The sequence below is a fragment of the Sphingomonas sp. R86521 genome, from assembly GCF_042466235.1.
Lineage (GTDB): Bacteria > Pseudomonadota > Alphaproteobacteria > Sphingomonadales > Sphingomonadaceae > Sphingomonas.
On sequence record NZ_JAXHBY010000001.1, the window covers coordinates 2986782 to 3007796 of the forward strand.

Sequence of the window (21015 nt, forward strand, 5' to 3'; positions counted from 1 at the left end):
CGTTCCGCGCCGAACTGCGTTCCTACGTCGCCGACGGATCCACCACGGTTACCCGCACGACCTGTTCGTAGAGTTGGGCTTGGCCGAACACCGTCATGAACGCGATGTCGGTGGCGTCGCGGCCGATACAGACGCGTGCGACGTCGCCGCACGACGCCATCCGCGTCGCGTCGACCAGCCGCCAGCCGCCGTCGAGCCACAGTTCGGCGACCGCGTGGAAGTCGGGCGGATCGACGCCCGGCGCATAGGCCGACACGCACCGCGCCGGGATCCCGCCAGCACGCGACAGCGCGACCAGCAGATGGGCATAGTCGCGGCATACGCCTGCCCGCGACGCAAAGGTGTCGAGTGCGGTGGTCTCGCCGCTGCTCGTGCCCATCCGGTAGTCGAGCGAGTCCGTCACCCATGCCGACAGCGCCGCCGCCAGCGGACCACCCTCGAGCCCGGCGAACTCGCGCATCACGAACCCCTCCAGCCGGTCCGACTGGCAATAGCGGCTGGGCATCAGGTACGCGGTCAGTTCGCCCGGCAACATCCGCGGCGGTGTCGCAGGGTAGCGGTCGAGCTCGACCTTCTCGCGCGCGACGTCGACGATCGCGCGATATTCGGCGACCAGCCGGCCATGCCCGCGCGCCCAGCAGCGTTGGCCGATGCCGTCCTCGCCCGGCACCGCACGGATCGGCGATTCGGACCAGATCGTCAGCTGTTCGTCGACGATCCGCTGGTCGGCCATCGCCGCCGCCTCGATCTGCAGCAGCACGTCCGCACTCCCGGTGATGCCGTAATCCAGGCGCACGTCGATCGTCAGGCGCATCGCGCGCAAATCCTTTGATGTGGGGGGCACACGAAAAAGGCCCGGCGGTTTCCCGCCGGGCCCTTCCCTGAAACGCGTTACAGGCTGGTATCAGTTACGGCCGCTGCCGAACAGACGCAGCACGAACATGAACATGTTGATGAAGTCGAGATACAGGCTGAGCGCCGACATGATCACGACCTTGCCGACCATGTCGGTACCCGCAACCTGTGCGTACAGGCTCTTGGTCCGCTGCGTGTCATAGGCGGTGAGGCCCGCGAACAGCAGCACGCCGATCGCGCTGATCACCAGGCCCATCACGCCCGACTGCAGGAACATGTTGACGATGCTGGCGACAAGCAGGCCGACCACGCCGATGATCAGGAACGTCCCGAACGCCGACAGGTCACGCTTCGTGGTGTAGCCATAGAGGCTCAGCGCCGCGAAGCCCGATGCGGTCGCGAAGAACGCGCCGGCGATCGACGTGCCGCTATAGACCAGGAAGACCGTCGACATCGACAGGCCCATCAGGACCGCGAAGCCCCAGAACATCGCCTGCATCGTGCCGGTGCTCATGCGCGCCTGGCCAAAGCTCATGCCGAACACGATCGCGAGCGGTGCGAAGATGATGACGTACTTCAGCAGGCCGCCACCCATCATGATCTGCGCGGCGGGCGAGGATTCGCCACCCCATGCGAACAGCAACGCTACGATGCCCGACAGTAGGACCGCCGACGCCATGTAGTTGTAGACGGAAAGCATGTAGGCGCGGAGACCCGCGTCATATGCTTCGGTACGGGCTCCCGTGGCCGTCGCTCCGAACGGCGCGGCGCGGGGCCGGGGATCAGACCAGTTAGCCATTGTGAAAAACTCGCTCCTTTGTCCGGCTTGATGCCGATAGACCCAAATATCGCTCTTTCCCCAACCCTTTTCAAGGTGAACGGTTGCAACCCCCCGCCCGTGTCGGGTTAAGCATGCCCCGGTCATGATCCGCCTGTTCGTCGCCCTCCGCCCGCCGCCTGCGATCCGCGCGTCTCTTGCCGCGACGATGGACGGGGTGATCGGCGCGCGCTGGCAGGACGACGACCAGCTGCATCTGACGTTGCGCTTCATCGGCGAGGTCGAGCGGCCGGTCGCGGAGGACATCGCGGCGGCTATCGGCCAGGTCCATGCCGAAGCGCCGGTCGTCGCGCTGAACGGCGTCGGCCGGTTCGAGCGTCGCGGCGCGACCACCGCGTTATGGGCCGGGGTGACGCCGCACGATGCGCTGGCTGCGCTGCACCGCAAGGTCGACCAGGCGTGCGTTCGTGCCGGCCTAGTGGCTGAACGGCGCGCCTATCTGCCGCACCTGACGCTCGCCCGGCTGGCGCGCGGTGCCGCCGGGCCCGACGCGGAACGCTGGATCGCGACGCATGCCGGCCTGTCGAGTGCACCGTTCGCCATGCCGCATCTCGTGCTGTACCAGAGCGTCCTGACGCGAGAGGGTGCACGCTATGAACCGGTGATGCGCCAGCCGCTCGGAACCGCCGACCCGACGACGGGTTGGCACTGAACAACAGGGAGAACGACGATGCGGATTGCGACATTGACGATGATCGGCGCGGCGACGATCGGTCTGGCGGCGTGCGACAAGGGCGGGATGGAGACCGGCACACCGATGGCGGGCGGGCAAAAGGCTGTCGCGATGCTGCAGACCGCGGCGGGTACCGATGTCGGGCGCGCGACCGCGACCGAAGTCGGAGGCGGCATCCGCTTCACGCTGGATGCCAAGGCGATGCCCCCCGGCACGCACGGTGCGCACATCCACATGGTCGGCCGCTGCGACGCCCCCGACTTCACCACCGCGGGCGGTCACTGGAACCCGACCGGCGCGAAGCATGGCAGCATGAACCCGCAGGGACCGCATGAGGGCGACCTGCCCAACCTGATCATCGGCACCGATGGCCGCGGTACGATCGGCATCACCGTTCCCGGCGCGACGATGGCCGGGCTGCTCGATGCCGACGGTGCGGCGTTCGTGGTCCATGCCAACCCGGACGACCTGATGACCGATCCTTCGGGCAACAGCGGCGGCCGCATCGCCTGCGGCGTCTTTGCGCCGGCGTGACGGCCGCCTGCGTTCGTCATCCCACCCTTCCGTCATCCTGACGAAAGTCAGGATCCAGGGTTACGGAGTGCAGCGCTCGTAACCCGGGGTCCCGGGTCAAGCCCGGGATGACGATGGCTTTTAGGATCACGCGAAGGCTTCAGGATCAAGAAGCCCTAGATCGCCTCCCCGGCCGCCCTCGCCCTTGCCTCCCGGGTGGCCTCGGCGCCCGGTGCCAGCCGATACGCCGCGATCGCGCTCGTCAGCGTGATCGGCGTCACGACCAGCAGTGCCAGCATCCCGGTCGACAGGCTGCCCGTCAGCGTCGAGACCCGCCCCGCCAGATACGGCCCGAGCGCCAGCCCGATCAGCGTCGTCCCGATGAAGAACGTCGCCGTCGCCGCGCCGCGCATCCGCGGCAGGACCATGTCCTGCGTCGTGGCCGCCGCTGCCCCCAGCGCACACGCTGCGGTGATCTGCGCGAAGAAGATGCCGATCGAGAACGGCACCAGCCCCGACGCGGTGAACGCCAGGATCAGGAACGGCACCGGCACCACCGCGCCGAAGATCACCACCAACAGCCGCCCCGCCGGGTTGGTCCGCCGCAACCGGTCCGACACCACGCCGCCGATCGTCAGCCCCAGGAACCCCGCCATCGCGCCGAGGCCGCCGACCAGCAGGCCCGCCGACGACGGCGTCGCCCCCAGTTCGCGCAGCGCATAGGGCGCCGCCCAGAAGCTCGCGGCATAGCTGAGGAACGCGTTGCAGCCATAGGCGACGACGGTGCAGAGGAACGCCGGCGTCCCGACGATCAGCGCGAAGGCCGGCGGATCGCGGCGTTTCAGCGCACAGCTCCACGAGAACACGGCATAGACCCCGATCCCGACCGCGACCCATTGCGGCCACGGCTCGCCGATCGATACCAGCGCCAGCACGACCGCGACCACCGTCGCCAGCCCGGCAAGATTGATCACGAACGCGCGCACACCGCCCGCCGCGGCGCCGATCAGCGTCAGCGGCGGAACGATCGTCAGCAACTCGCCGGCAAAGGCGCGGAACGGCGCGGGGTGCTTTTCGGGTTCGGGCAACCCCTCGACCAGTCCGCGGATCGGTTCGCGCAGCGTCGCCACCCACAGTGCCAGCAACAGGCCCGGCAACCCGACCGCCATGAACGCGGCCTGCCATCCGACCAGCCCGAGCGGGCCGCCGTGCGGCCAGGCGCGGTTCCAGCCCTGCACGATCAACCCGCCAACGAATAGCGAACAGCCGCCCCCGACGAACAGCCCGGCGGAATAGATCGACAATGCGGTCGCCCGCAGCCACTTCGGAAAATAGTCGGAGATGATCGAATAGGCCGACGGACTCGCCGTCGCCTCGCCGACGCCGACCCCGATCCGCGCCGCCGCCAGATGCCCGCCGGTGCGCGAGAAACCGGAGAGCGCGGTCATCACCGACCATAGGGTCAGCCCGATCGTCATCAACCGGACGCGGTGCCAATTGTCCGCGAGCCGCCCCAGCGGGATCCCGAACAGCGAATAGAACACGCCGAACGCGGTGCCGTACAGGAACCCCAGGTCCTGGTCCTTCAGCCCCAGGTCGCGCTTGATGTCCTCGGCGAGGATCGAGATGATCTGCCGGTCGACGAAGTTCAGGACATAGACCAGGAACAGGATCGACAGCACGTACCAGGCGTAGCGCGAAGCCTTTGCCTCGGACTGTTTCGTATCGATCTCCGCCATGAGCCCTCCCTGCGTTTTCGAACACAGGGTATCAGAGCATGCCTCGCTACAGAAGGGCTTTCGCGTGGACCGGGTACGTCAGTGCGCGGAAGCCTGCGCGCGACGGCCCGCACCCTGTTCGAGCCGCCGCAGCAGCGCCTCGATCGACGGCGGGCTGGTGGGCGCGGCACGGAGCGGGCGGGACATCGGGATCGGTTCGATCGGTTCGGCGAACACGGGCTCCGGCTCGGCCTCCATGACCAGCTCGGGCGCGCATTCAGCCGCGAACGTCACGACCGGCTCGGGCGCGCGTTCGACCACCAGCGGTGCAAACGGCAGCGGCGCCACCGGCCGCATCGGCTCCATCGGCACGGGCAGCAGCGCGGCGGGATCGAACGCCGCCAGCGGCTGGTCGAGATCGGCAGGGATCGGTCGCTCGGCCGCGGTCGGCACCACGTCCATCAATGGCATGCCGAGGTCCGCGGACGACATCGGCCGGCGCGGCGGCGCATCGGGATGGGCATCGGCGCGGCGGATGACGGGCACGCCTTCGGACCGCACCGGCTTCACCAGGAAGCCCCCCGGTCCGAACAGCAGATACAGCGCCGCCCAGGCCACCGCGGCGAACAACAGGCCGCTACCCAGCGCCAGCAACGCCCGCGCCGTGGCGCCGAGCGGCGGCGCCGCGACCGGCAGCAGCGCGGAGATGCCGCTGTTCGATACCAGCGACTCGAGTAGTTCGGCCGGCACCGCGACGAAGCAGATCGCGGCGAGCACGCCGACGGCGAGGCCGCCGTACAGCGGAAGGGATCGCATCAGACTTTGGCTGGTGAACGCTGACATGAGACATCCAATGAAGCGGCCTGGACCAACCGCTGGTAAACCGGTTCGTAACGCAAAATGTTTGACGACCAGTTACGCTCCCGCTCGACGAAGGCGCGCGCCACCGTACGCCGCGCATCCCAACCCGAGCGGTCCGCGAACATCGCCGCCAACGCCGCCGCGATCGCACCGGGATCGTCGGGCGCGAACAGCGTCCCGGTCTTGCCGTCGCGGATCAGCTCGCGGTGCCCGCCGACATCCGACGCCGCGACGAGTCGGCCCTGCGCCATCGCCTCCAGTGGTTTGAGCGGCGTGACCAGATCGGTCAACCGCATCCGCTTGCGCGGATAGGCGAGGATGTCGACCAGCCCGTAATAGCGCTCCACCTCGGTATGCGGCACCCGTCCGACGAAGCGGATCGCAGCCGCCACCGGCGATGCCGCCGCCTGCGCACGCAGGGCAGCGTCCATCGGCCCGCCCCCGACCAGCACCAACCGCGCGTTCGGCCGGACCGCGACCAGCGCCGGCATCGCCGCGATCAGGTCGTCCAGCCCTTCGTAATCGTAGAAGCTGCCGATGAACCCGACGACGTCCTTGCCGTCGAGATCGAGCTCGGCGGCCAGCGCATCGTCGCGCGGCGGGACGGTGCCGAACAGGTCGAGGTCGACGCCGTTGGGCGAGACGATGATCTTGCCCGCATCGATGCCGCGCGCGACCAGATCGCGCCGCAGCCCGTCGCAGATCACCGCGACCCCGCCGGCGCGCCGGACCGCCCAGGTCTCCAGCGCGCGCGTCGTCCGGTAGCGCAGCGAGCCCTCGGTTCCGGTGCCGTTGCCGACCGCGGCGTCCTCCCAGAACGCACGAATCTCGTACACCAGCGGCAGGTTGCGCCGCCGCGCGACGATCAGCGCCGCCAGCGCATCGATCACCGGCGAATGCGCGTGGAGGATGTCGGGGCGAAAGGCATCGACCGCCGCCTCGATCCGCTTGGCGAACGCGCGAATCCCCGCCAGCTCGCCGATCGGGCCCGCTTTCGCCGGCGCCAGCGTGCGGTGGAAGGTCAGCCCGTCGACCGCCTCGACCGACGCCTCCGCTGCGCCATGCCGCGGCCCCGTCACCGCCGCCACCGCCCAGCCCTGCGCCTCCTGCGCCTTCAGGATCGCGCGGGTGCGAAACGTGTAGCCGCTCTGCAACGGCAGGCCGTGATCGAGGATATGGAGAATGCGCATGGCGACTCCCTGCCACCTTTTGGTTTAACGGCGCGTCAACCGGCTCGCGCTACGACGGGCCTTCGTTTCAGCAGGGCCGTACCATGATCGACAATCTCGCGCTCGGCCTGACGCACGGCCTGATGATGCTCGCCGCGTTCCTGCTGCTGAAGCGGCCCGACCTCGATTCCGAACCCGACGCGAAGGCGCCCCCCGGCAAGGCGAAGAAAGAGCGCTTCGGTGCGTGACCTCGCGTTCATCGCGTTCCTGCTCGGACTATTCGGGATGGGTCTTCGCCGGCCGTTCCTGCTGGTGCTGGTCTATGTCTATATCGACATCGTCTCGCCGCAGCGGCTGACCTATTACCTGCTCAACGCCGTCCCGATCTCGCTGATCGCGGTGGCGCTGGCGGTCGGTGGCTGGGCGATCGCCGACGACAAGCGCGATACCCGCGTCGCACCGCGCCAAGGGCTGATCGTGCTGTTGCTGCTGTATTGCTGGGCGACCACGATCGCCGCCGACTTCCCGGTCGAGGCGCTGGAGAAATGGGACTGGGTCTGGAAGGCGCTGGCGTTCGCGGCGTTCCTGCCGCTGACGCTGCGCACGCGGCTGCGGATCGAGGCGCTTTTGCTGTTCATGATCCTGTCGGCGGCATCGATCATCATCGTCGGCGGCATCAAGACGATCGCCAGCGGCGGTGGCGGTTATGGCCAGCTCAACCTGATGGTCGACAACAATTCCGGGCTGTACGAGGGAAGCACGATCAGTGCGGTCGCGGTCGCGATCGTGCCGCTGATCTTCTGGTTCATGACCCACGGCACGATCTTCAAGCCCGACTGGCGGGTGAAGACCTTCTGCCTCGCGCTGGTGTTCGCGTGCCTGCTGATCCCGATCGGCACGTCGACCCGCACCGGACTGCTCTGCATCGCGCTGCTGGCGCTGCTGTCGTTGCGCGTCGTCAAGCGCAAGGGGCTGTATATCGGGGCGCTCGCGGTGCTCGGACTGATCGCAGTGCCGTTCCTGCCGTCGAGCTTCACCAACCGGATGAACACGATCCAGACCTATCAGGCGGACGAATCGGCCGCGACCCGGCTCGCGGTGTGGAAATGGACGATCGACTACGCCAAGTCGCATCCGTTCGGCGGCGGCTTCGAGGCGTATCGCGGCAACCACATCCGCTACGACCTCAAGACCGTGGACGGCAGCGCCCCCGCCGCCGGTCCCAAGGTCGAGGTCGACAAGGCGCGTGCGTATCACAGCGCCTATTTCGAGATGCTCGGCGAACAGGGTTATTTCGGGCTGGCGCTGTGGCTGGCGATCAACCTCATTGGGATTATCCGGATGGAGATCCTGCGCCGCCGCTACCGCGATCCCGAGGGACCGTATCCCTGGGCGGGTCCGCTCGCCGCCGCATTGCAGAGCGGGCACATCGTCTATCTGCTCGGCGCCGCGTTCATCGCCATCGCCTTCCAGCCGTTCATCTACATGCTGATCGGCGCGCAGATCGGGCTCGATACCTATCTGGGGCGCAAGCGCAGCGAGGAAAGCTTCCGGCCGATGCGGCGGGCTACGGCGCCGCTTCCCGCATGACCGAATTGCGCGCGCTGACCAGCGTCCGCGGGATCGCTGCGTGGTTCGTCGTCCTCTACCATATCCGCCTGTCGATCGCCGGACTGCCGCCGGGCCTTCGCGACGTCCTTGCCAAGGGGTATCTGGCGGTCGATTTCTTCTTCCTGCTGTCGGGCTTCGTGATCTGGCTGACCTGGCACGAACGATTGCGCGCGCGTGGCAGCGTGGTGCCGTTCCTGCGCAAGCGCATCGCCCGGATCTGGCCGCTCCACCTGGTCATTCTCGCCGGCGCGGTGACGCTGGCGCTGCTGTTGAAGGCGACGGGTAGGCCCGGTTCGACCGACTATCCCTTCGCCGAATTGCCGCTGCACGTCCTGCTGGTGCAGAACTGGGGGTTCACCGATCGGCTGACCTGGAACGATCCGAGCTGGTCGATCAGTGCGGAGCTCGGCGCCTATCTGCTGTTCCCGCTGCTCGTTCGCGCCGTCGACTGGCGCCGCGTGCCGACACCGGTATTGCTCGGCATCGCGGCTGCGATCCTGTTGCTGCTTCACGTCGCCATGGGTGCGCCGACGCTCGGCACCGGCATCCCCCGCTTCGGCCTGCTCCGGTGCATCGCCGAGTTCGCGACCGGAACCATTGTCGCTGCGCTTTGGCTGCGGTGGAGAGGCCGGGGTCGAGCGCCGATCGTGGCCGGCACGGGGTTGGTGTTGCTGATCGCCTGGCTACTGGGGGCGCCCGAGACGCTCGTCGTCCCTGCGGCGTTCGCGAGCCTGTTGCTCGTCCTCGCCCTCACCAGCGGCGCGCCAGGCAACCCGCTGGAAGCACGCTGGCTCCACTACCTCGGCGAGATCAGCTACGCGACCTATCTCGGCCATTTCATGCTGTGGGTGGTGTTCAAGCTGGCGTTCGTCAGCGATGCGAGCGCGGTGCCGGCGGGGTTGATCGGGCTGTATCTGGTGCTGGTGTTGGGAGCGTCGATAGCGCTCTACCATATGGTAGAGCGCCCGGCGCAACGCTGGATCAACCGGCGTTAGCAACCCCCTCCTAGTTTCCCCGCGAAGGCGGGGACCCAGACTGGGCTCCCGCCTTCGCGGGAGAACAAGGAAGAGCAAGCCGTCAATCGACCGGTTCGTCCGCCAGTTCTTCTTCGAGCGCGGCGATGATCGCCTTGTTGAACGCGGGGATATCGTCGGGCTTGCGGCTCGTGATCAGGTTGCCGTCGACCACGACTTCCTCATCGACCACGTCGGCACCGGCATTCTCGAGGTCCGTCCGGATCGACGGAAAGCTCGTCAGCGTGCGTCCGTCGATCACGTCCGCTTCGGCGAGCAGCCACGGCGCATGGCAGATCGCGGCGACGATCTTGCCGTCCTCCATGAACTCGGTGATGATCTCGATCGCGCGCTCCTGCTGGCGCATCGTGTCCGGGTTCGCGACCCCGCCCGGCAGCACCAATGCGTCGTAATCGTCGGTATCGACCTCGTCGAGCGTCAGGTCGGGCGTGATCGTCTCGGCCTTGTTGATGTCGCCCTTCATGCCTTGGATCGGGTCGGTCTTGATCGACGCCAGCGTCACTTTTGCGCCGGCCGCTTCCAGGGCTTTCTTGGGTTCGAACAGTTCGACGGTCTCGAAACCGTCGGCGGCTAGGAACAGGACGCGTGCCTGCGAAAGATCGGCCATGTCGTATCTCCAGTGAAGTCTCGATCCGAGAACACACGGACGGCGCCGGGCGTTCCGGAACGATGCGCTCCGCCGAACATTTCGAAAGGCCAGAGGAGCGACGCATTTGGCGACCAGGATCGTATATTCCGATGACTCGAAACCGGGGATCACGCGCAAGAAAATCCGCGGCAACTGGGGCTATTGGGACGCCAACGGCGACCGCATCACCGACCGCGACGAAATCGACCGGCTCAACGCGATCGCCCTGCCCCCCGCCTATCGCGACGCCTGGTTCTGCCCGAAGCCCAACGGCCATATCCAGGCGGTCGGCTGGGACGAGAAGGGTCGCAAGCAATACCGCTATCATCTCGGCTTCCGCGAAGCGCAGGAGGCTGCGAAGTACGAACGCTGCGCCAATTTCGGCCATGCGCTGCCCAAACTGCGCAAACGTGTCGAGGCCGACCTCGCCAGCCGCAAGCTCGGCCGCGACCGCGCCGTCGCCGCGGTCGTCCGCCTGCTCGACACCGCGCATATCCGCGTCGGCAACGAAGCCTATGCCGAGGCGAACGAATCGTTCGGCGCAACCACGCTGCGCAAACGCCACGGCGCGGTCAGCGGCAGTACGCTGAAGCTGCAGTTCAAGGGCAAGTCGGGCAAGGAACGCACGCTGAAGGTCGCCGATCGTGCGCTGGCCAGCGTCGTCAAGAAGATGGCCGACCTCGACGAACAGCATCTGTTCGCCTGGCTCGACGATGCCGGCGACGCGCATCCGGTGACGTCGTCGGACGTCAACGCGTATATCAAGGCGGCGACCGGCGAGGACTTCACCGCCAAGCATTTCCGTACCTGGGCCGCCAGCGTCACGGCGTTCGAGGCGCTTGCCGGTGCCGAACGCGACCTCAGCCTCAAGACCCTGCTCGAACCGGTCGTAGCCAAGCTCGGTAACACGCCGGCGATCGCGCGGAAAAGCTATGTTCATCCCTCGCTCATCGACCTGGTGAAAAAGGGGCAGTCCGCCTTTCGTACGGCGCTGCGCCTGCCCCGCGCCAAGCGGTATATGACGCGTGAGGAATGCGGGCTGATCGCTTTTCTCGAGGCCGGTACGCCTGCCGCTCCTACGCTGGTGGCGAAGATTGCCGCGCCGATGGCGAAAGCCGCCTGACGAAAGTTAATCCATGTCCAACACCACCGCCGCGGCGAAAGCTCCGCTCATCCAGCCGATCGACGTCCAGGCGCAGTTCGAGACGTTCTTCGCGTCGAGCTCGGAGTGGATCCACACCAACTGGTTGAAGATCCTGATCGCGTTCGCGGCGGGTGCGGTGATCGTCATCGCGTTGCACGCCGCGCGGCGGCTGGGCCGCAGGCTCTGCGACCGCGAGGGCGCACGGTTCGGCTGGGGCAGCGTGGTCGGCCGCGCGATCGTGCGCACCAACAACTTCTTCATCGTCATGCTCGCGGTGAAACTGGTGGTCGGTTACGCCGGCGCGCCGCAGGAAGTGTCGACCACGGTCAATTTCCTGTGGACCGTCGCGTCGGTGTTCCAGGCCGCGATCTGGGCGCGCGAGATCATCCTCGGCTCGATCGAGCATCGCACCGCGTCCGAACATTATTCGGGCGAGGCGCTGCTATCGGCGATGGGGCTGATCCGACTGCTCGTGACGCTGGTGCTGTTCGCGGTCGCGCTCGTCGTGGTGCTCGACAATCTCGGGGTCAACGTGACTGGCCTGGTGGCGGGCCTAGGCGTCGGCGGCATCGCGATCGGCCTCGCCGCGCAAGGCATCTTTGCCGACCTGTTCGCGGCGCTGGCGATCATCTTCGACCGCCCGTTCCGCCGCGGCGACAACATCAGCTATGACAACACCTCGGGCAGCGTCGAGGGGATCGGGCTCAAATCGACCCGGATCCGCGGGATCGACGGCGAAGAACGCATCATCTCGAACAAGAACCTCCTGAACAAGGAGATCCTCAACAACACCCAGCGCAACCATCGCCGCGCGAAATTCGTCATCGGCGTGACCTACTGGACCCCGCCCGAGGTCTGCGCGCGCATTCCCGACATGCTGAAGGAGATCGTCGAGGCGAACGACAAGATCTTCATCCGTGCGGGCTTCACCGGGTTCGGTGCATCGAGCCTGGATTTCGAGGTCCAGTTCGACAGCACCGGCCCGGATTATGCCAGCTTCTACACCGGGCGAACCGCGGTGGGCCTGGCGATCCTGCAGCGGTTGAACGCCGAGAAGATCGACATCGCCTTCCCCACCCAGGTCAATTTGACCGCCGCGCCGGATGGGTCGAGCATCATGCCCTATCCGCCGACTCCGACCGCCCGGCCAGCGGAAGACGCCGCCTGACGGTTTGCGAGCGGGGGGAGCCCCCCCCTTCCGTCATGCTGAACTTGTTTCAGCATCCACCGCGCCTCCAGCGACAGCGTCCGGGGCGGGGTGGACCCTGAAACGAGTTCAGGGTGACGGTGAGGGAAGGGTCAATGGGGGATCAAGAGGGAGCTAAATCCCGCCCTCATCCAGCGACAGCAACGTCGCGTTCCCCCCGGCGCTGGTGGTGTCCACCGACACCGCCCGTTCCGCGCAGAACCGGTACAGGTAGCGCGGGCCGCCCGCCTTCGGTCCGGTCCCGGACAGGCCCTCGCCTCCGAATGGCTGGCTGCCGACCACCGCGCCGATCATCGACCGGTTGATATAGAGATTCCCCACCGCGGCCTCCGCCTCGGTCACTTCGGCAGCCCGCGCGATACGGCTGTGAAGGCCCATCGTCAGCCCGTACCCCTTCGCGTTGACCCGCGCGATCGTCTCGCTGAGCTTGCCCGCTTCCCAGGTCGCGACGTGCAGCACCGGGCCGAACCATTCCTGCGTCAGATCCTCAACCGCATCGATACGGATCAGCGTCGGCGGCACGAACAAGCCGGTCGCCGGAGCGTCGAGGGTCTTGACCCAACGCGCCCGGACGCTTTCGCGGTATCCCATCAACCGGTCGTATGCCGCCTGGTCGATCACCGGCCCGACATCGGTCGCCGGATCGCCCGGATCGCCGATCGTCAGCGTATCCATCGCGCCGGACAGCATCTCGATCACGGTATCGGCGACATCCGCCTGCACCAGCAGCAACCGCAACGCCGAACACCGCTGCCCCGCGGATCGGAACGACGACGCGATCACGTCCGCAACGACCTGTTCGGGCAGCGCGGTCGAATCGACGATCATCGCGTTGATCCCGCCGGTCTCGGCGATCAGCGGCACGATCGGGCGCGTCTCATCGTCAAGCAGCGCCCGCGCGATTTTCCGCGCGGTGCCGGTGGAGCCGGTGAACGCTACCCCCTGGATCCGCGCGTCTGCGGTCAGCGCTGCGCCCACTTCCGGTCCGCCCGGCACCAGCACCAGCGCGTCCTCCGGAACGCCCGCCTGATGCGCCAGCCGCACTGCCGCGGCCGCGATCCGCGGGGTCTGCGGCGCGGGCTTGGCGACGACGGTATTGCCGGTCACCAAGGCGGCGACGGTCTGCCCCAGGAAGATCGCCAGCGGGAAATTCCACGGTGCGATCGTCGCCCACACCCCGCGCCCCTCGATATGCAGCGTGTTGCGTTCGCCGGTCGGGCCCGGGAGTTCGATCGACTGCAGCTTGGTGCGAGCTTCGCGGGCGTAATAGCGACAGAAATCCGCCGCCTCGCGGACCTCTCCGATCGCGTCGGGGATCGTCTTGAACGCCTCCTGGACGCAGATCGCCATCAGCTCTTTGCGGTTCGATTCGAGCAGGTCGGCGAGGCGTTCGAGGCAGGTGGCGCGGTCGTCGACCGATGTGCGAGACCACGCCGGGAACGCGGCATGCGCGCGGCCGATGGCGGACGCGACATCATTCCCCTCCCGCTTGCGGGAGGGGTTAGGGGTGGGCTCGCGCTCCACGTCGGCCGCTCCGTTCGAGGAAGCCGGGAGCCCTCCCCCAGCCCCTCCCGCAGGCGGGAGGGGAGTGTTGACCGCCTGCACCGTCGCTTCCAGCGTCGCAACGTCGCTCAGGTCCAACCCCGCCGAATTGCGATGCCCTTCCACCCCGAACAGAGCCACCGGCAACGGAATGCTCGGATGCCGGCGCCCGCCGACCGCCGCGATCTTCTCGACCGGGTCCGCCAGGATCTCCGCCTCGGTCAGCCGCTCATCCGCCAGCTGGTGCACGAAGCTCGAATTCGCGCCGTTCTCCAGCAGCCGCCGGACGAGATAGGCCAGCAGGTCGCGGTGGCCGCCGACCGGGGCATAGACCCGGCAGTGATAGCCGTTCTCGCGCACCAGCCGCTCGTACAGCCCGTCGCCCATGCCGTGCAGCCGCTGGAACTCGAAGTCGCGGCTGTTGCCTGCCCATTCCATGATCGTCGCGACGGTCAGCGCGTTGTGGCTGGCGAACGCCGGGCGGATATTCTCCGCGTCCAGCATGTCGCGCGCGACCGCCAGATACGACACGTCGGTCGCCGCTTTCCGGGTGAACAACGGATAGTCGGCCAGCCCCTCGACCTGCGTCCGCTTGATCTCGCTGTCCCAATAGGCGCCCTTGACCAGTCGCACGTTCATGATCCGGTCGAGCCCGTTCGCCCAGGCGATCACCGGTCGCGCGCGCTTGCCATAGGCCTGCACGGCCATACCGAAGCCCTCCCACCCCTTCAGGCTCGGCAGCGCCGCGACGGTGCCGATGATGTCGAGGCTCATCTCGAGCCGTTCGCTTTCCTCGGCATCGACGGTCAGCGCGATGCCCTTCGAGGCCGCCTGCACCGCCAGCGCCTCGAGCATTTCGGTCAGCGCGGGCACGCACTCGTTCCACCGCGCGACCTCGTAGCGCGGATGCAGCGCGGACAGTTTAACCGAGATCGAATGCCCGGCCGCCGGATCGCGGCCGATGGCGTCGATCGCGTCGGCATAGGCCTTCAAATAGCGCTCGGCATCGGCGTGGGTCCGCGCCGCCTCCCCCAGCATGTCGAAGCTGGCGGTGAAGCCCTTGTGCTCGGGCCGCCGCATGCGCTTCGCCGCCTCGTCGATGGTGCGCCCCATCACGAAGATTTCACCCATCATCTTCATCGCGGCGCCGACCGCCTGGCGGACGAACGGCTCACCCGCGCGCGAGATGAGGCGGCGCAGCGGACCGGTCGTCCCCTCGCCGACCAGCACGCGCCCTACCACCAGGCCCCAGGTCGCCGAATTGACGAGCTTCGAGTTCGACTTGCCCGCATGCGCGCGCCAGTCCGCATCGCCCAGCTTGTCGGCGATCAGCAGATCGGCGGTTTCGGGATCGGGCACCCGCAGGAACGCCTCCGCCAGGCTGAGCAACGCGACGCCTTCGGACGAGTTCAGCCGATATTCCTGCAGGAACTGGTTCACCCAGCCTCTCGACTGCGCCGCACGCAGGTCCGCCAGCAATCCCGACGCGTGACCCATCACCCGCTCGCGCGAATCGGTGTCCATCGCAGCGTGCTGCAAAAGCCCCTTTAGAACTTCGGGTTCGCTCGCTCGGTAGAGTTTCGCCATGGCTTCGCGAGCGGCGGACGTTACGGCAGTCGTCATTTTCCAGCTTCCGGTTGGGTGAGGCTTGCGAGGAACGGGTCCCCGCGCCTAGAGACGCGTGGAGCATTAGCCGTAAACCGCGCACAAGGGGAATCCCGTGGCGACGATCAGCACCGCCGAGATGACCGACCGCATCGGCACCGAAACTCTGTCCGACTGGGTCGAGGTCACCCAGGTCATGATCGACCAGTTCGCCGCGGCGACCGGCGACCACCAGTTCATCCATGTCGACCCGACGCGCGCCGCGCAGACGCCGTTCGGCGGGACGATCGCGCACGGGTTCCTGACGTTGTCGCTGATGCCGTTGCTCGCATCCAAGGTACCGGACGCGCCGGTGGTCGAGGGCACGCGGATGGGGATCAACTACGGCGGCAATTCCGTCCGGTTCCTTTCCCCCGTGCGATCGGGATCGCGAGTCCGTGGCCGGTTTAAGCTGTTGAGCTTCGCCGAGAAGCGACCCGGCCAGTGGCAGGAAACCGTCGCGTTCACCGTCGAGATCGAGGGCGCCGAGAAGCCCGCGCTGGTCGCCGAGTGGATCAGCCAGATCTTCGTCTAACCCATCTTCGCCGCTCCGGCCGTTGCCGGGGACGACACCGAAAGGAAGCCTATCATGCGTTCCGCCGTCATCGTTTCCACCGCCCGCACACCCATCGGCCGCGCCTATCGCGGCGCGTTCAACAACACCCCCTCGCCGACGCTTGCCGCGCACGCGATCCGTGCCGCGGTCGAGCGCGCCGGGATCGAGGGGAGCGAGGTCGACGACGTCGTGCTGGGCTGCGCGCTGCAACAGGGGCATCAGGCGACCAACATCGCCCGCACGTCGCTGCTCCGCGCGGGCCTGCCGGTTACCGTCGCGGGGATGTCGCTTGATCGCCAGTGCGCCTCCGGCCTGATGGCGATCGCGACCGCCGCCAAGGAGATCGTGATCGACCGGATGGACATCACCATCGGTGGCGGGGTCGAGAGCATCAGCATGGTCCAGACACCGCAGATGCGCGTCGCCCCCGACCCCGAACTGATCAAGATGCATCACGACGTCTACATGCCGATGCTGCAGACCGCCGAAGTCGTCGCCAAGCGCTATGGTATCAGCCGCGACGCGATGGACGCCTATGCGCTCCAGTCGCAGCAGCGCACCGCAGCGGCGCAGGCCGCAGGGTATTACGATACGGAAATCGTGCCGGTCTCGGCGACGATGGCGGTGGTCGACAAGGAGACCAAGGAGGTCTCGTACAAGGACGTGACCATTGCCAAGGACGAGGGCAATCGCGCCGACACTACGCTGGCAGGCCTCCAGTCGCTCAAACCGGTGCTCGGCCCCGACGCCACCGTCACCGCCGGCAATGCCAGCCAGCTGTCCGATGGATCGTCGGCGAGCGTCCTGATGGAAGAGAAGATTGCCTCGCAGCGCGGGCTCCAGCCGCTCGGTCGCTATATCGGCATGGCAGTCGGCGGCACCGAACCCGACGAGATGGGGATCGGTCCGGTCGTGGCGATCCCCAAGCTGCTGCAGCGGTTCGGCCTCAAGATGGACGATATCGGGCTGTGGGAGCTGAACGAGGCGTTCGCGGTGCAGGTGCTCTACTGCCGCGACAAGCTCGGCATTCCCGACGAGCTGCTCAACGTCTCGGGCGGCGCGATCTCGATCGGGCATCCCTATGGCATGACCGGCGCCCGGGCCACCGGCCATGCGCTGATCGAAGGCAAGCGCCGCGGCGCGAAGCATGTCGTCGTCACGATGTGCATCGGCGGCGGCATGGGCGCGGCGGGGCTGTTCGAGGTCCTGTAATCGCAGCGGGTCCGGGATCGGGGCTGCCTGCGGATGGCCTTACCCGGACCTTCTTCGACAACGTCGCGCCGCAACCATCCCCGGTCCCGCCCGTTCTCCTGCCGACCATATCTAAAGGAGATCGACGATGGCCGACCAGGACACTCCGCAGGAAGTTGCCGCGACATTCCTCGCCAAGCTGAACGACAGCCCGTTCGTGATGGTCGGGCTCAACAGCGGCGGGCATAGCGAGCCGCTGACCGCACAGCTCGACGACGATCAGCCCAACACGCTGTTCTTCTTCACCGGCAAGGACAACCGCATTGCCGGCGGTGGCGCGGCGATGACGCAGTTCGTCAGCAAGGGCCATGACTTCTTCGCCTGCCTTTCCGGCACCGTCGCCACCGACAACGATCGGGCGCAGATCGACAAGCTTTGGAACAAGCAGGTCGAGGCATGGTTTCCCGGCGGCAAGAGCGATCCCAACCTGACTCTTCTGCGCTTCGACATCGACAGCGCGGAGCTTTGGGAAACCGACATCTCGCTGTCGGGTCGGGTCAAGATGTTGCTCGGCGGCACGATCACATCCAGCGAATCCAGCAGCCATGCGGTGGTCGACTCGATCGCCTAACCGCCTATCCGTTCCCGTCATCACGGCGCATGCCGGATGACGGGAACGGCGTTACCCGTTGGCAGCGATCCACTGCTCGACGACCGGCGCGATGGAGTCGCGCCATTTCGATCCGTTGAAGATGCCGTAGTGCCCGGTCCCCTCGGCGATCAGGTAGCGCTTCTTGTCGTCCGGCAACTGCGTCGCCAGCGTCAGCGCAGCCCTGGTCTGCCCCAGCCCCGAGATGTCGTCCCGCTCGCCTTCGATCGCGAGCAACGCGATGTCGGTGATCATGGCCGGATCGACCCGGCGACCCCGGTGCATCATCTCGCCCTTCGGCAACGCATGGTCCTGGAACACGACATCGATCGTCTGCAGGTAGAATTCCGCGGTCATGTCGCAGACCGAACGGTATTCGTCGTAGAACGCCATCGTTGCATCGGCGCTTTCGCCGTCGCCCTGGACCAGGTGTTTGTACATGTCCCAGTGCGACATCATGTGGTTGCCGAGGTTCATCGACATGAACCCGGCGAGCTGCAGGAAGCCCGGATAGACCCGGCGCCCGGCGCCAGGATACGTGGCCGGCACGGTCGCGATGACATTCTGTTCGAACCAGGAATGCGGGCGCTCCGTGGCCAGCGTGTTGACCGCAGTCGGCGACTCGCGCGTATCGATCGGGCCGCCCATCATGGTCAGGGTCCGGGGCCGGCACGGGTTGCGGTCGGCGCTCATCAGCGCAGCGGCCGCGTAGCACGGCACCGACGGCTGGCAGACCGCGAGCATGTGCGTGCCGCCCTCGCCCGCATTGGCGCCGATCGTTTCGAGATAGGCGACCAGATAGTCGATATAGTCGTCGAGGTCGAAGCGGCCGTCGCCGACGGGCACGCTGCGCGCGTCGCGCCAGTCGGTGATGTAGACGTCTGCGCTGGGTAGCATCCGCTCGACCGTGCCGCGCAGCAGCGTCGCATAATGGCCCGACATCGGCGCGACGATCAGCAGCTTGGGCCCGCCGGTGACGCCGTCGCGGACGAACCGCTTGAGCTGCCCGAACGGGTGGCGCAGCACGATCTCCTCGCGCACCGCGACTTCCCGGCCGTTGATCACCGTGTGATCGAGCCCGAATGCCGGTTTCCCACGCGATGCGTTCGCATGCGCGAACACCTGGAGCGCCGATGCAACCACAGTTCCGCCGCCGAGATAGGCGAACGGGTTTGCCGGATTGCTGAGCATATCGGCCCCGAGTTTGGCGAATGCGCTAGCGCTGGACATCATCGACCGCTGAAACTCATAGGAATCGTAGAGCATCGGGTATCCTGTGCGCAAAATCCGTGACGACAGCCGTAACGCATATCCGCTGCGACGCAACATGCGGGACGGTCCCGTGCCGGCCGCACGCCATCCGTTGACGTTGAGCCCGACCCCCGCCGCTGCTAGGCCCACGCCATGGCCACGGCGAACATCGACGAAAAACCCAACCGCCGGATCGGCGACCTCGCGATGGTGTGGCAACACGCCTCCGCCTATCCCCGCCAGATCGCCTTCGCGGGGCTGGCGCTGCTGATGACGTCGGCCGCGACGATCGGGATCCCCTATGGTTTCAAGCGGGTGATCGACCGCGGCTTCGGCCCCGGCGCGAGCGGATCGGTCGGCAACTCGTTCCATTATCTGCTGATGATCGTCGTCGTGCTCGCGCTGGCGACCGCCGTGCGCTTCTACTACGTCTCATGGCTGGGCGAGCGGGTGGTCGCCGACATCCGCACCAACGTGCAGCGCCACCTGCTCCGCCTGACGCCGCGGTTCTTCGAGGAGAATCGCCCGTCGGAGATCGCGTCGCGGCTGACGTCCGACACCGCGCTGATCGAACAGGTGGTCGGCAGCACGGTATCGATCGCGCTGCGCAACACCTTCACCGGGATTGGCGGGCTCATCTATCTGTTCGCGATCAGCCCAAAGCTCGCCGGGTTGCTGATGATCGGGATTCCACTGATCATCCTGCCGATCGCGGTGCTGGGCAAGCGCGTGCGGACCCATTCGCGGACCTCGCAGGACCGCGTCGCCGATGTTGGATCGATCGCGACCGAGACGCTGGGCGCGATGAAGGTGGTGCAGGCGTTCGGACAGGAAGACCGCGAGGCGAACCGCTTTGCAGACGCGGTTGCCGCGACCTTCGCTGCGGCGCGCGCGCGCATCCTGCTGCGCGCGGTGATGACCGCGATCGTGATCGGGCTGGTGTTCGGATCGATCACGATGGTGCTGTGGGAAGGCGCGATCGACGTCGCGGCGGGCCGGATCAGCGGCGGCGCGATCGCCGCGTTCGTGCTGACCGGCGGCATCGTCGCGGGCGCGTTCGGTGCCCTGACCGAAGTCTACGGCGATCTGCTGCGCGGCGCGGGGGCTGCCAGCCGATTGTCCGAGCTGCTCCGCGAGCGTCCCGAGATCGCAGCCCCCGCCAACCCGAAGGCGCTGCCGCAACCGCCGCTGGGCGCGCTCGTGTTCCAGAGCGTGCAGTTCCACTATCCGACGCGTCGCGACGTCGCCGCCCTCAACGGTTTCTCACTCGATGTCAGGCCGGGTGAGACGGTGGCGGTGGTCGGCCCGTCTGGCGCAGGCAAATCGACGTTGTTCCAACTGGTCCAGCGCTTCTACGACCCCGATGCCGGGCGGATTACGCTCGACGGCGTCGACCTGCGCGAGGCCGACCCTGCCGAGGTGCGGGCGCGGATCGCGATGGTACCGCAGGAGACGATCATCTTCGGCGCGTCGGCCCGCGACAACCTTCGCTATGGCGACTGGTCCGCGACCGACGACCAGCTCTGGGCCGCGGCGGAAGCCGCCAACGCCGCGGAGTTCCTGCGCAAGCTCCCCGAAGGGCTCGACACCTTCCTAGGCGAAGGTGGCGCGCGGCTGTCGGGCGGGCAGCGCCAGCGCGTGACGATCGCGCGCGCGTTGCTGCGCGATGCGCCGATCCTGCTGCTCGACGAAGCGACCAGCGCGCTCGATGCGGAGAGCGAGCGGTTGGTGCAGGAGGCGCTGGAGCGGCTGATGGCGAACCGAACCACGCTGGTCATTGCACACCGCCTGGCGACCGTGCGCGCCGCGGAACGGATCATCGTCATGGACGACGGGCAGATCGTCGAACAGGGCAGTCATGGTGTCTTGATGGCCAATAGCGGCCTCTATGCGCGGCTCGCCAGCCTGCAGTTCAACGAAGCGGCGTAAAG

At 67.2% G+C, this 21015-nt stretch carries 19 protein-coding genes; 11 read left to right on the forward strand and 8 right to left on the reverse strand.

What is annotated here, in order from left to right; all coding sequences use genetic code 11:
• Positions 1 to 22: 22 nt before the first annotated feature.
• Positions 23 to 814, reverse strand: coding sequence for a transglutaminase family protein (locus SJY20_RS13980; protein ID WP_380787524.1), 792 nt, complete (start codon positions 812 to 814; stop codon positions 23 to 25).
• A 90-nt stretch (positions 815 to 904) separates the two neighbouring features.
• Positions 905 to 1654 (reverse strand): Bax inhibitor-1 family protein, encoded by a 750-nt coding sequence (locus SJY20_RS13985; protein ID WP_380787525.1) that lies wholly within the window; start codon positions 1652 to 1654, stop codon positions 905 to 907.
• A 124-nt stretch (positions 1655 to 1778) separates the two neighbouring features.
• Here SJY20_RS13985 and thpR point away from each other — a divergent pair, with 124 nt between their 5' ends.
• The gene (gene thpR / locus SJY20_RS13990) at positions 1779 to 2345 is read left to right on the forward strand and encodes an RNA 2',3'-cyclic phosphodiesterase (protein WP_380787526.1); all 567 of its coding nucleotides are present in this window, start codon (positions 1779 to 1781) and stop codon (positions 2343 to 2345) included.
• A gap of 18 nt (positions 2346 to 2363) precedes the next feature.
• Complete coding sequence (locus SJY20_RS13995; protein ID WP_380787527.1) at positions 2364 to 2900, forward strand: superoxide dismutase family protein; 537 nt, start codon at positions 2364 to 2366, stop codon at positions 2898 to 2900.
• Between the two features lie 155 nt (positions 2901 to 3055).
• Here SJY20_RS13995 and SJY20_RS14000 read toward each other — a convergent pair whose 3' ends face one another.
• The 3 genes from SJY20_RS14000 to SJY20_RS14010 all read right to left on the reverse strand — a co-directional run bounded on the left by SJY20_RS14000 (position 3056) and on the right by SJY20_RS14010 (position 6648).
• Positions 3056 to 4618 (reverse strand): spinster family MFS transporter, encoded by a 1563-nt coding sequence (locus tag SJY20_RS14000; RefSeq protein ID WP_380787528.1) that lies wholly within the window; start codon positions 4616 to 4618, stop codon positions 3056 to 3058.
• Positions 4619 to 4696: 78 nt separating this feature from the next.
• Positions 4697 to 5413: a hypothetical protein gene (locus tag SJY20_RS14005; protein WP_380787529.1), complete on the reverse strand. Its 717-nt coding sequence runs from the start codon at positions 5411 to 5413 to the stop codon at positions 4697 to 4699.
• On the reverse strand, positions 5413 to 6648 hold the full coding sequence (locus tag SJY20_RS14010) for a TIGR04063 family PEP-CTERM/XrtA system glycosyltransferase (protein WP_380787530.1): 1236 nt from the start codon (positions 6646 to 6648) through the stop codon (positions 5413 to 5415). Before SJY20_RS14010 ends, SJY20_RS14005 begins: the two co-directional genes overlap by 1 nt.
• 83 nt (positions 6649 to 6731) lie before the next feature.
• On the opposite strand from SJY20_RS14010, the gene SJY20_RS14015 reads away from it, so the two are divergent.
• From SJY20_RS14015 to SJY20_RS14025, 3 genes are read left to right on the forward strand one after another with little or no spacing between them, the layout of a single operon-like run.
• Positions 6732 to 6875, forward strand: coding sequence for a hypothetical protein (locus tag SJY20_RS14015; RefSeq protein ID WP_380787531.1), 144 nt, complete (start codon positions 6732 to 6734; stop codon positions 6873 to 6875).
• On the forward strand, positions 6868 to 8217 hold the full coding sequence (locus SJY20_RS14020; protein ID WP_380787532.1) for a putative O-glycosylation ligase, exosortase A system-associated: 1350 nt from the start codon (positions 6868 to 6870) through the stop codon (positions 8215 to 8217). The genes SJY20_RS14015 and SJY20_RS14020 overlap by 8 nt, the downstream gene beginning before the upstream one ends.
• On the forward strand, positions 8214 to 9233 hold the full coding sequence (locus tag SJY20_RS14025) for an acyltransferase family protein (protein WP_380787533.1): 1020 nt from the start codon (positions 8214 to 8216) through the stop codon (positions 9231 to 9233). Before SJY20_RS14020 ends, SJY20_RS14025 begins: the two co-directional genes overlap by 4 nt.
• Before the next feature lie 82 nt (positions 9234 to 9315).
• Here SJY20_RS14025 and SJY20_RS14030 read toward each other — a convergent pair whose 3' ends face one another.
• Positions 9316 to 9879, reverse strand: coding sequence for a type 1 glutamine amidotransferase domain-containing protein (locus SJY20_RS14030; RefSeq protein WP_380787534.1), 564 nt, complete (start codon positions 9877 to 9879; stop codon positions 9316 to 9318).
• A 106-nt stretch (positions 9880 to 9985) separates the two neighbouring features.
• Between SJY20_RS14030 and SJY20_RS14035 the strand changes: the two genes are divergently transcribed.
• Together SJY20_RS14035 and SJY20_RS14040 are read left to right on the forward strand one after the other, a co-directional pair.
• On the forward strand, positions 9986 to 11023 hold the full coding sequence (locus SJY20_RS14035) for a DNA topoisomerase IB (RefSeq protein WP_380787535.1): 1038 nt from the start codon (positions 9986 to 9988) through the stop codon (positions 11021 to 11023).
• 13 nt (positions 11024 to 11036) lie between these two features.
• A complete protein-coding gene (locus SJY20_RS14040) occupies positions 11037 to 12212 on the forward strand; it encodes a mechanosensitive ion channel family protein (RefSeq protein ID WP_380787536.1) in 1176 nt (391 codons plus the stop codon).
• A gap of 153 nt (positions 12213 to 12365) precedes the next feature.
• Here the strand turns inward: SJY20_RS14040 and putA are convergent, their stop codons facing one another.
• The gene (gene putA / locus SJY20_RS14045) at positions 12366 to 15416 is read right to left on the reverse strand and encodes a bifunctional proline dehydrogenase/L-glutamate gamma-semialdehyde dehydrogenase PutA (RefSeq protein ID WP_380787537.1); all 3051 of its coding nucleotides are present in this window, start codon (positions 15414 to 15416) and stop codon (positions 12366 to 12368) included.
• Between the two features lie 121 nt (positions 15417 to 15537).
• Here putA and SJY20_RS14050 point away from each other — a divergent pair, with 121 nt between their 5' ends.
• The 3 genes from SJY20_RS14050 to SJY20_RS14060 all read left to right on the forward strand — a co-directional run bounded on the left by SJY20_RS14050 (position 15538) and on the right by SJY20_RS14060 (position 17815).
• Positions 15538 to 15972 carry a MaoC family dehydratase gene (locus tag SJY20_RS14050; protein ID WP_380788713.1) on the forward strand — a complete coding sequence of 145 codons (435 nt, stop codon included), beginning with the start codon at positions 15538 to 15540 and terminating at the stop codon, positions 15970 to 15972.
• A gap of 54 nt (positions 15973 to 16026) precedes the next feature.
• A complete protein-coding gene (locus SJY20_RS14055; protein ID WP_380787538.1) occupies positions 16027 to 17205 on the forward strand; it encodes an acetyl-CoA C-acyltransferase in 1179 nt (392 codons plus the stop codon).
• Positions 17206 to 17332: 127 nt separating this feature from the next.
• A complete protein-coding gene (locus SJY20_RS14060) occupies positions 17333 to 17815 on the forward strand; it encodes a pyridoxamine 5'-phosphate oxidase family protein (RefSeq protein WP_380787539.1) in 483 nt (160 codons plus the stop codon).
• Between the two features lie 51 nt (positions 17816 to 17866).
• Here the strand turns inward: SJY20_RS14060 and SJY20_RS14065 are convergent, their stop codons facing one another.
• Entirely contained in the window at positions 17867 to 19099 is a 1233-nt protein-coding gene (locus SJY20_RS14065; protein ID WP_380787540.1) for a polyhydroxyalkanoate depolymerase, read from the reverse strand.
• Between the two features lie 138 nt (positions 19100 to 19237).
• Here SJY20_RS14065 and SJY20_RS14070 point away from each other — a divergent pair, with 138 nt between their 5' ends.
• Positions 19238 to 21013 (forward strand): ABC transporter transmembrane domain-containing protein, encoded by a 1776-nt coding sequence (locus SJY20_RS14070; RefSeq protein WP_380787541.1) that lies wholly within the window; start codon positions 19238 to 19240, stop codon positions 21011 to 21013.
• Positions 21014 to 21015 lie beyond the last annotated feature (2 nt).

Coding starts and splice junctions, on each gene's coding strand:
- SJY20_RS14030 (WP_380787534.1), bottom strand. CDS start 9,879: ATGGCCGATCTTTCGCAGGCACGCGTCCTGTTCCTAGCCGCCGACGGT.
- SJY20_RS14055 (WP_380787538.1), top strand. CDS start 16,027: ATGCGTTCCGCCGTCATCGTTTCCACCGCCCGCACACCCATCGGCCGC.
- SJY20_RS14010 (WP_380787530.1), bottom strand. CDS start 6,648: ATGCGCATTCTCCATATCCTCGATCACGGCCTGCCGTTGCAGAGCGGC.
- SJY20_RS13985 (WP_380787525.1), bottom strand. CDS start 1,654: ATGGCTAACTGGTCTGATCCCCGGCCCCGCGCCGCGCCGTTCGGAGCG.
- SJY20_RS14060 (WP_380787539.1), top strand. CDS start 17,333: ATGGCCGACCAGGACACTCCGCAGGAAGTTGCCGCGACATTCCTCGCC.
- SJY20_RS14025 (WP_380787533.1), top strand. CDS start 8,214: ATGACCGAATTGCGCGCGCTGACCAGCGTCCGCGGGATCGCTGCGTGG.
- thpR (WP_380787526.1), top strand. CDS start 1,779: ATGATCCGCCTGTTCGTCGCCCTCCGCCCGCCGCCTGCGATCCGCGCG.
- SJY20_RS13995 (WP_380787527.1), top strand. CDS start 2,364: ATGCGGATTGCGACATTGACGATGATCGGCGCGGCGACGATCGGTCTG.
- SJY20_RS14005 (WP_380787529.1), bottom strand. CDS start 5,413: ATGCGATCCCTTCCGCTGTACGGCGGCCTCGCCGTCGGCGTGCTCGCC.
- SJY20_RS14050 (WP_380788713.1), top strand. CDS start 15,538: ATGACCGACCGCATCGGCACCGAAACTCTGTCCGACTGGGTCGAGGTC.
- SJY20_RS14070 (WP_380787541.1), top strand. CDS start 19,238: ATGGCCACGGCGAACATCGACGAAAAACCCAACCGCCGGATCGGCGAC.
- SJY20_RS14040 (WP_380787536.1), top strand. CDS start 11,037: ATGTCCAACACCACCGCCGCGGCGAAAGCTCCGCTCATCCAGCCGATC.
- SJY20_RS14065 (WP_380787540.1), bottom strand. CDS start 19,099: ATGCTCTACGATTCCTATGAGTTTCAGCGGTCGATGATGTCCAGCGCT.
- SJY20_RS14000 (WP_380787528.1), bottom strand. CDS start 4,618: ATGGCGGAGATCGATACGAAACAGTCCGAGGCAAAGGCTTCGCGCTAC.
- SJY20_RS13980 (WP_380787524.1), bottom strand. CDS start 814: ATGCGCCTGACGATCGACGTGCGCCTGGATTACGGCATCACCGGGAGT.
- putA (WP_380787537.1), bottom strand. CDS start 15,416: ATGACGACTGCCGTAACGTCCGCCGCTCGCGAAGCCATGGCGAAACTC.
- SJY20_RS14015 (WP_380787531.1), top strand. CDS start 6,732: ATGATCGACAATCTCGCGCTCGGCCTGACGCACGGCCTGATGATGCTC.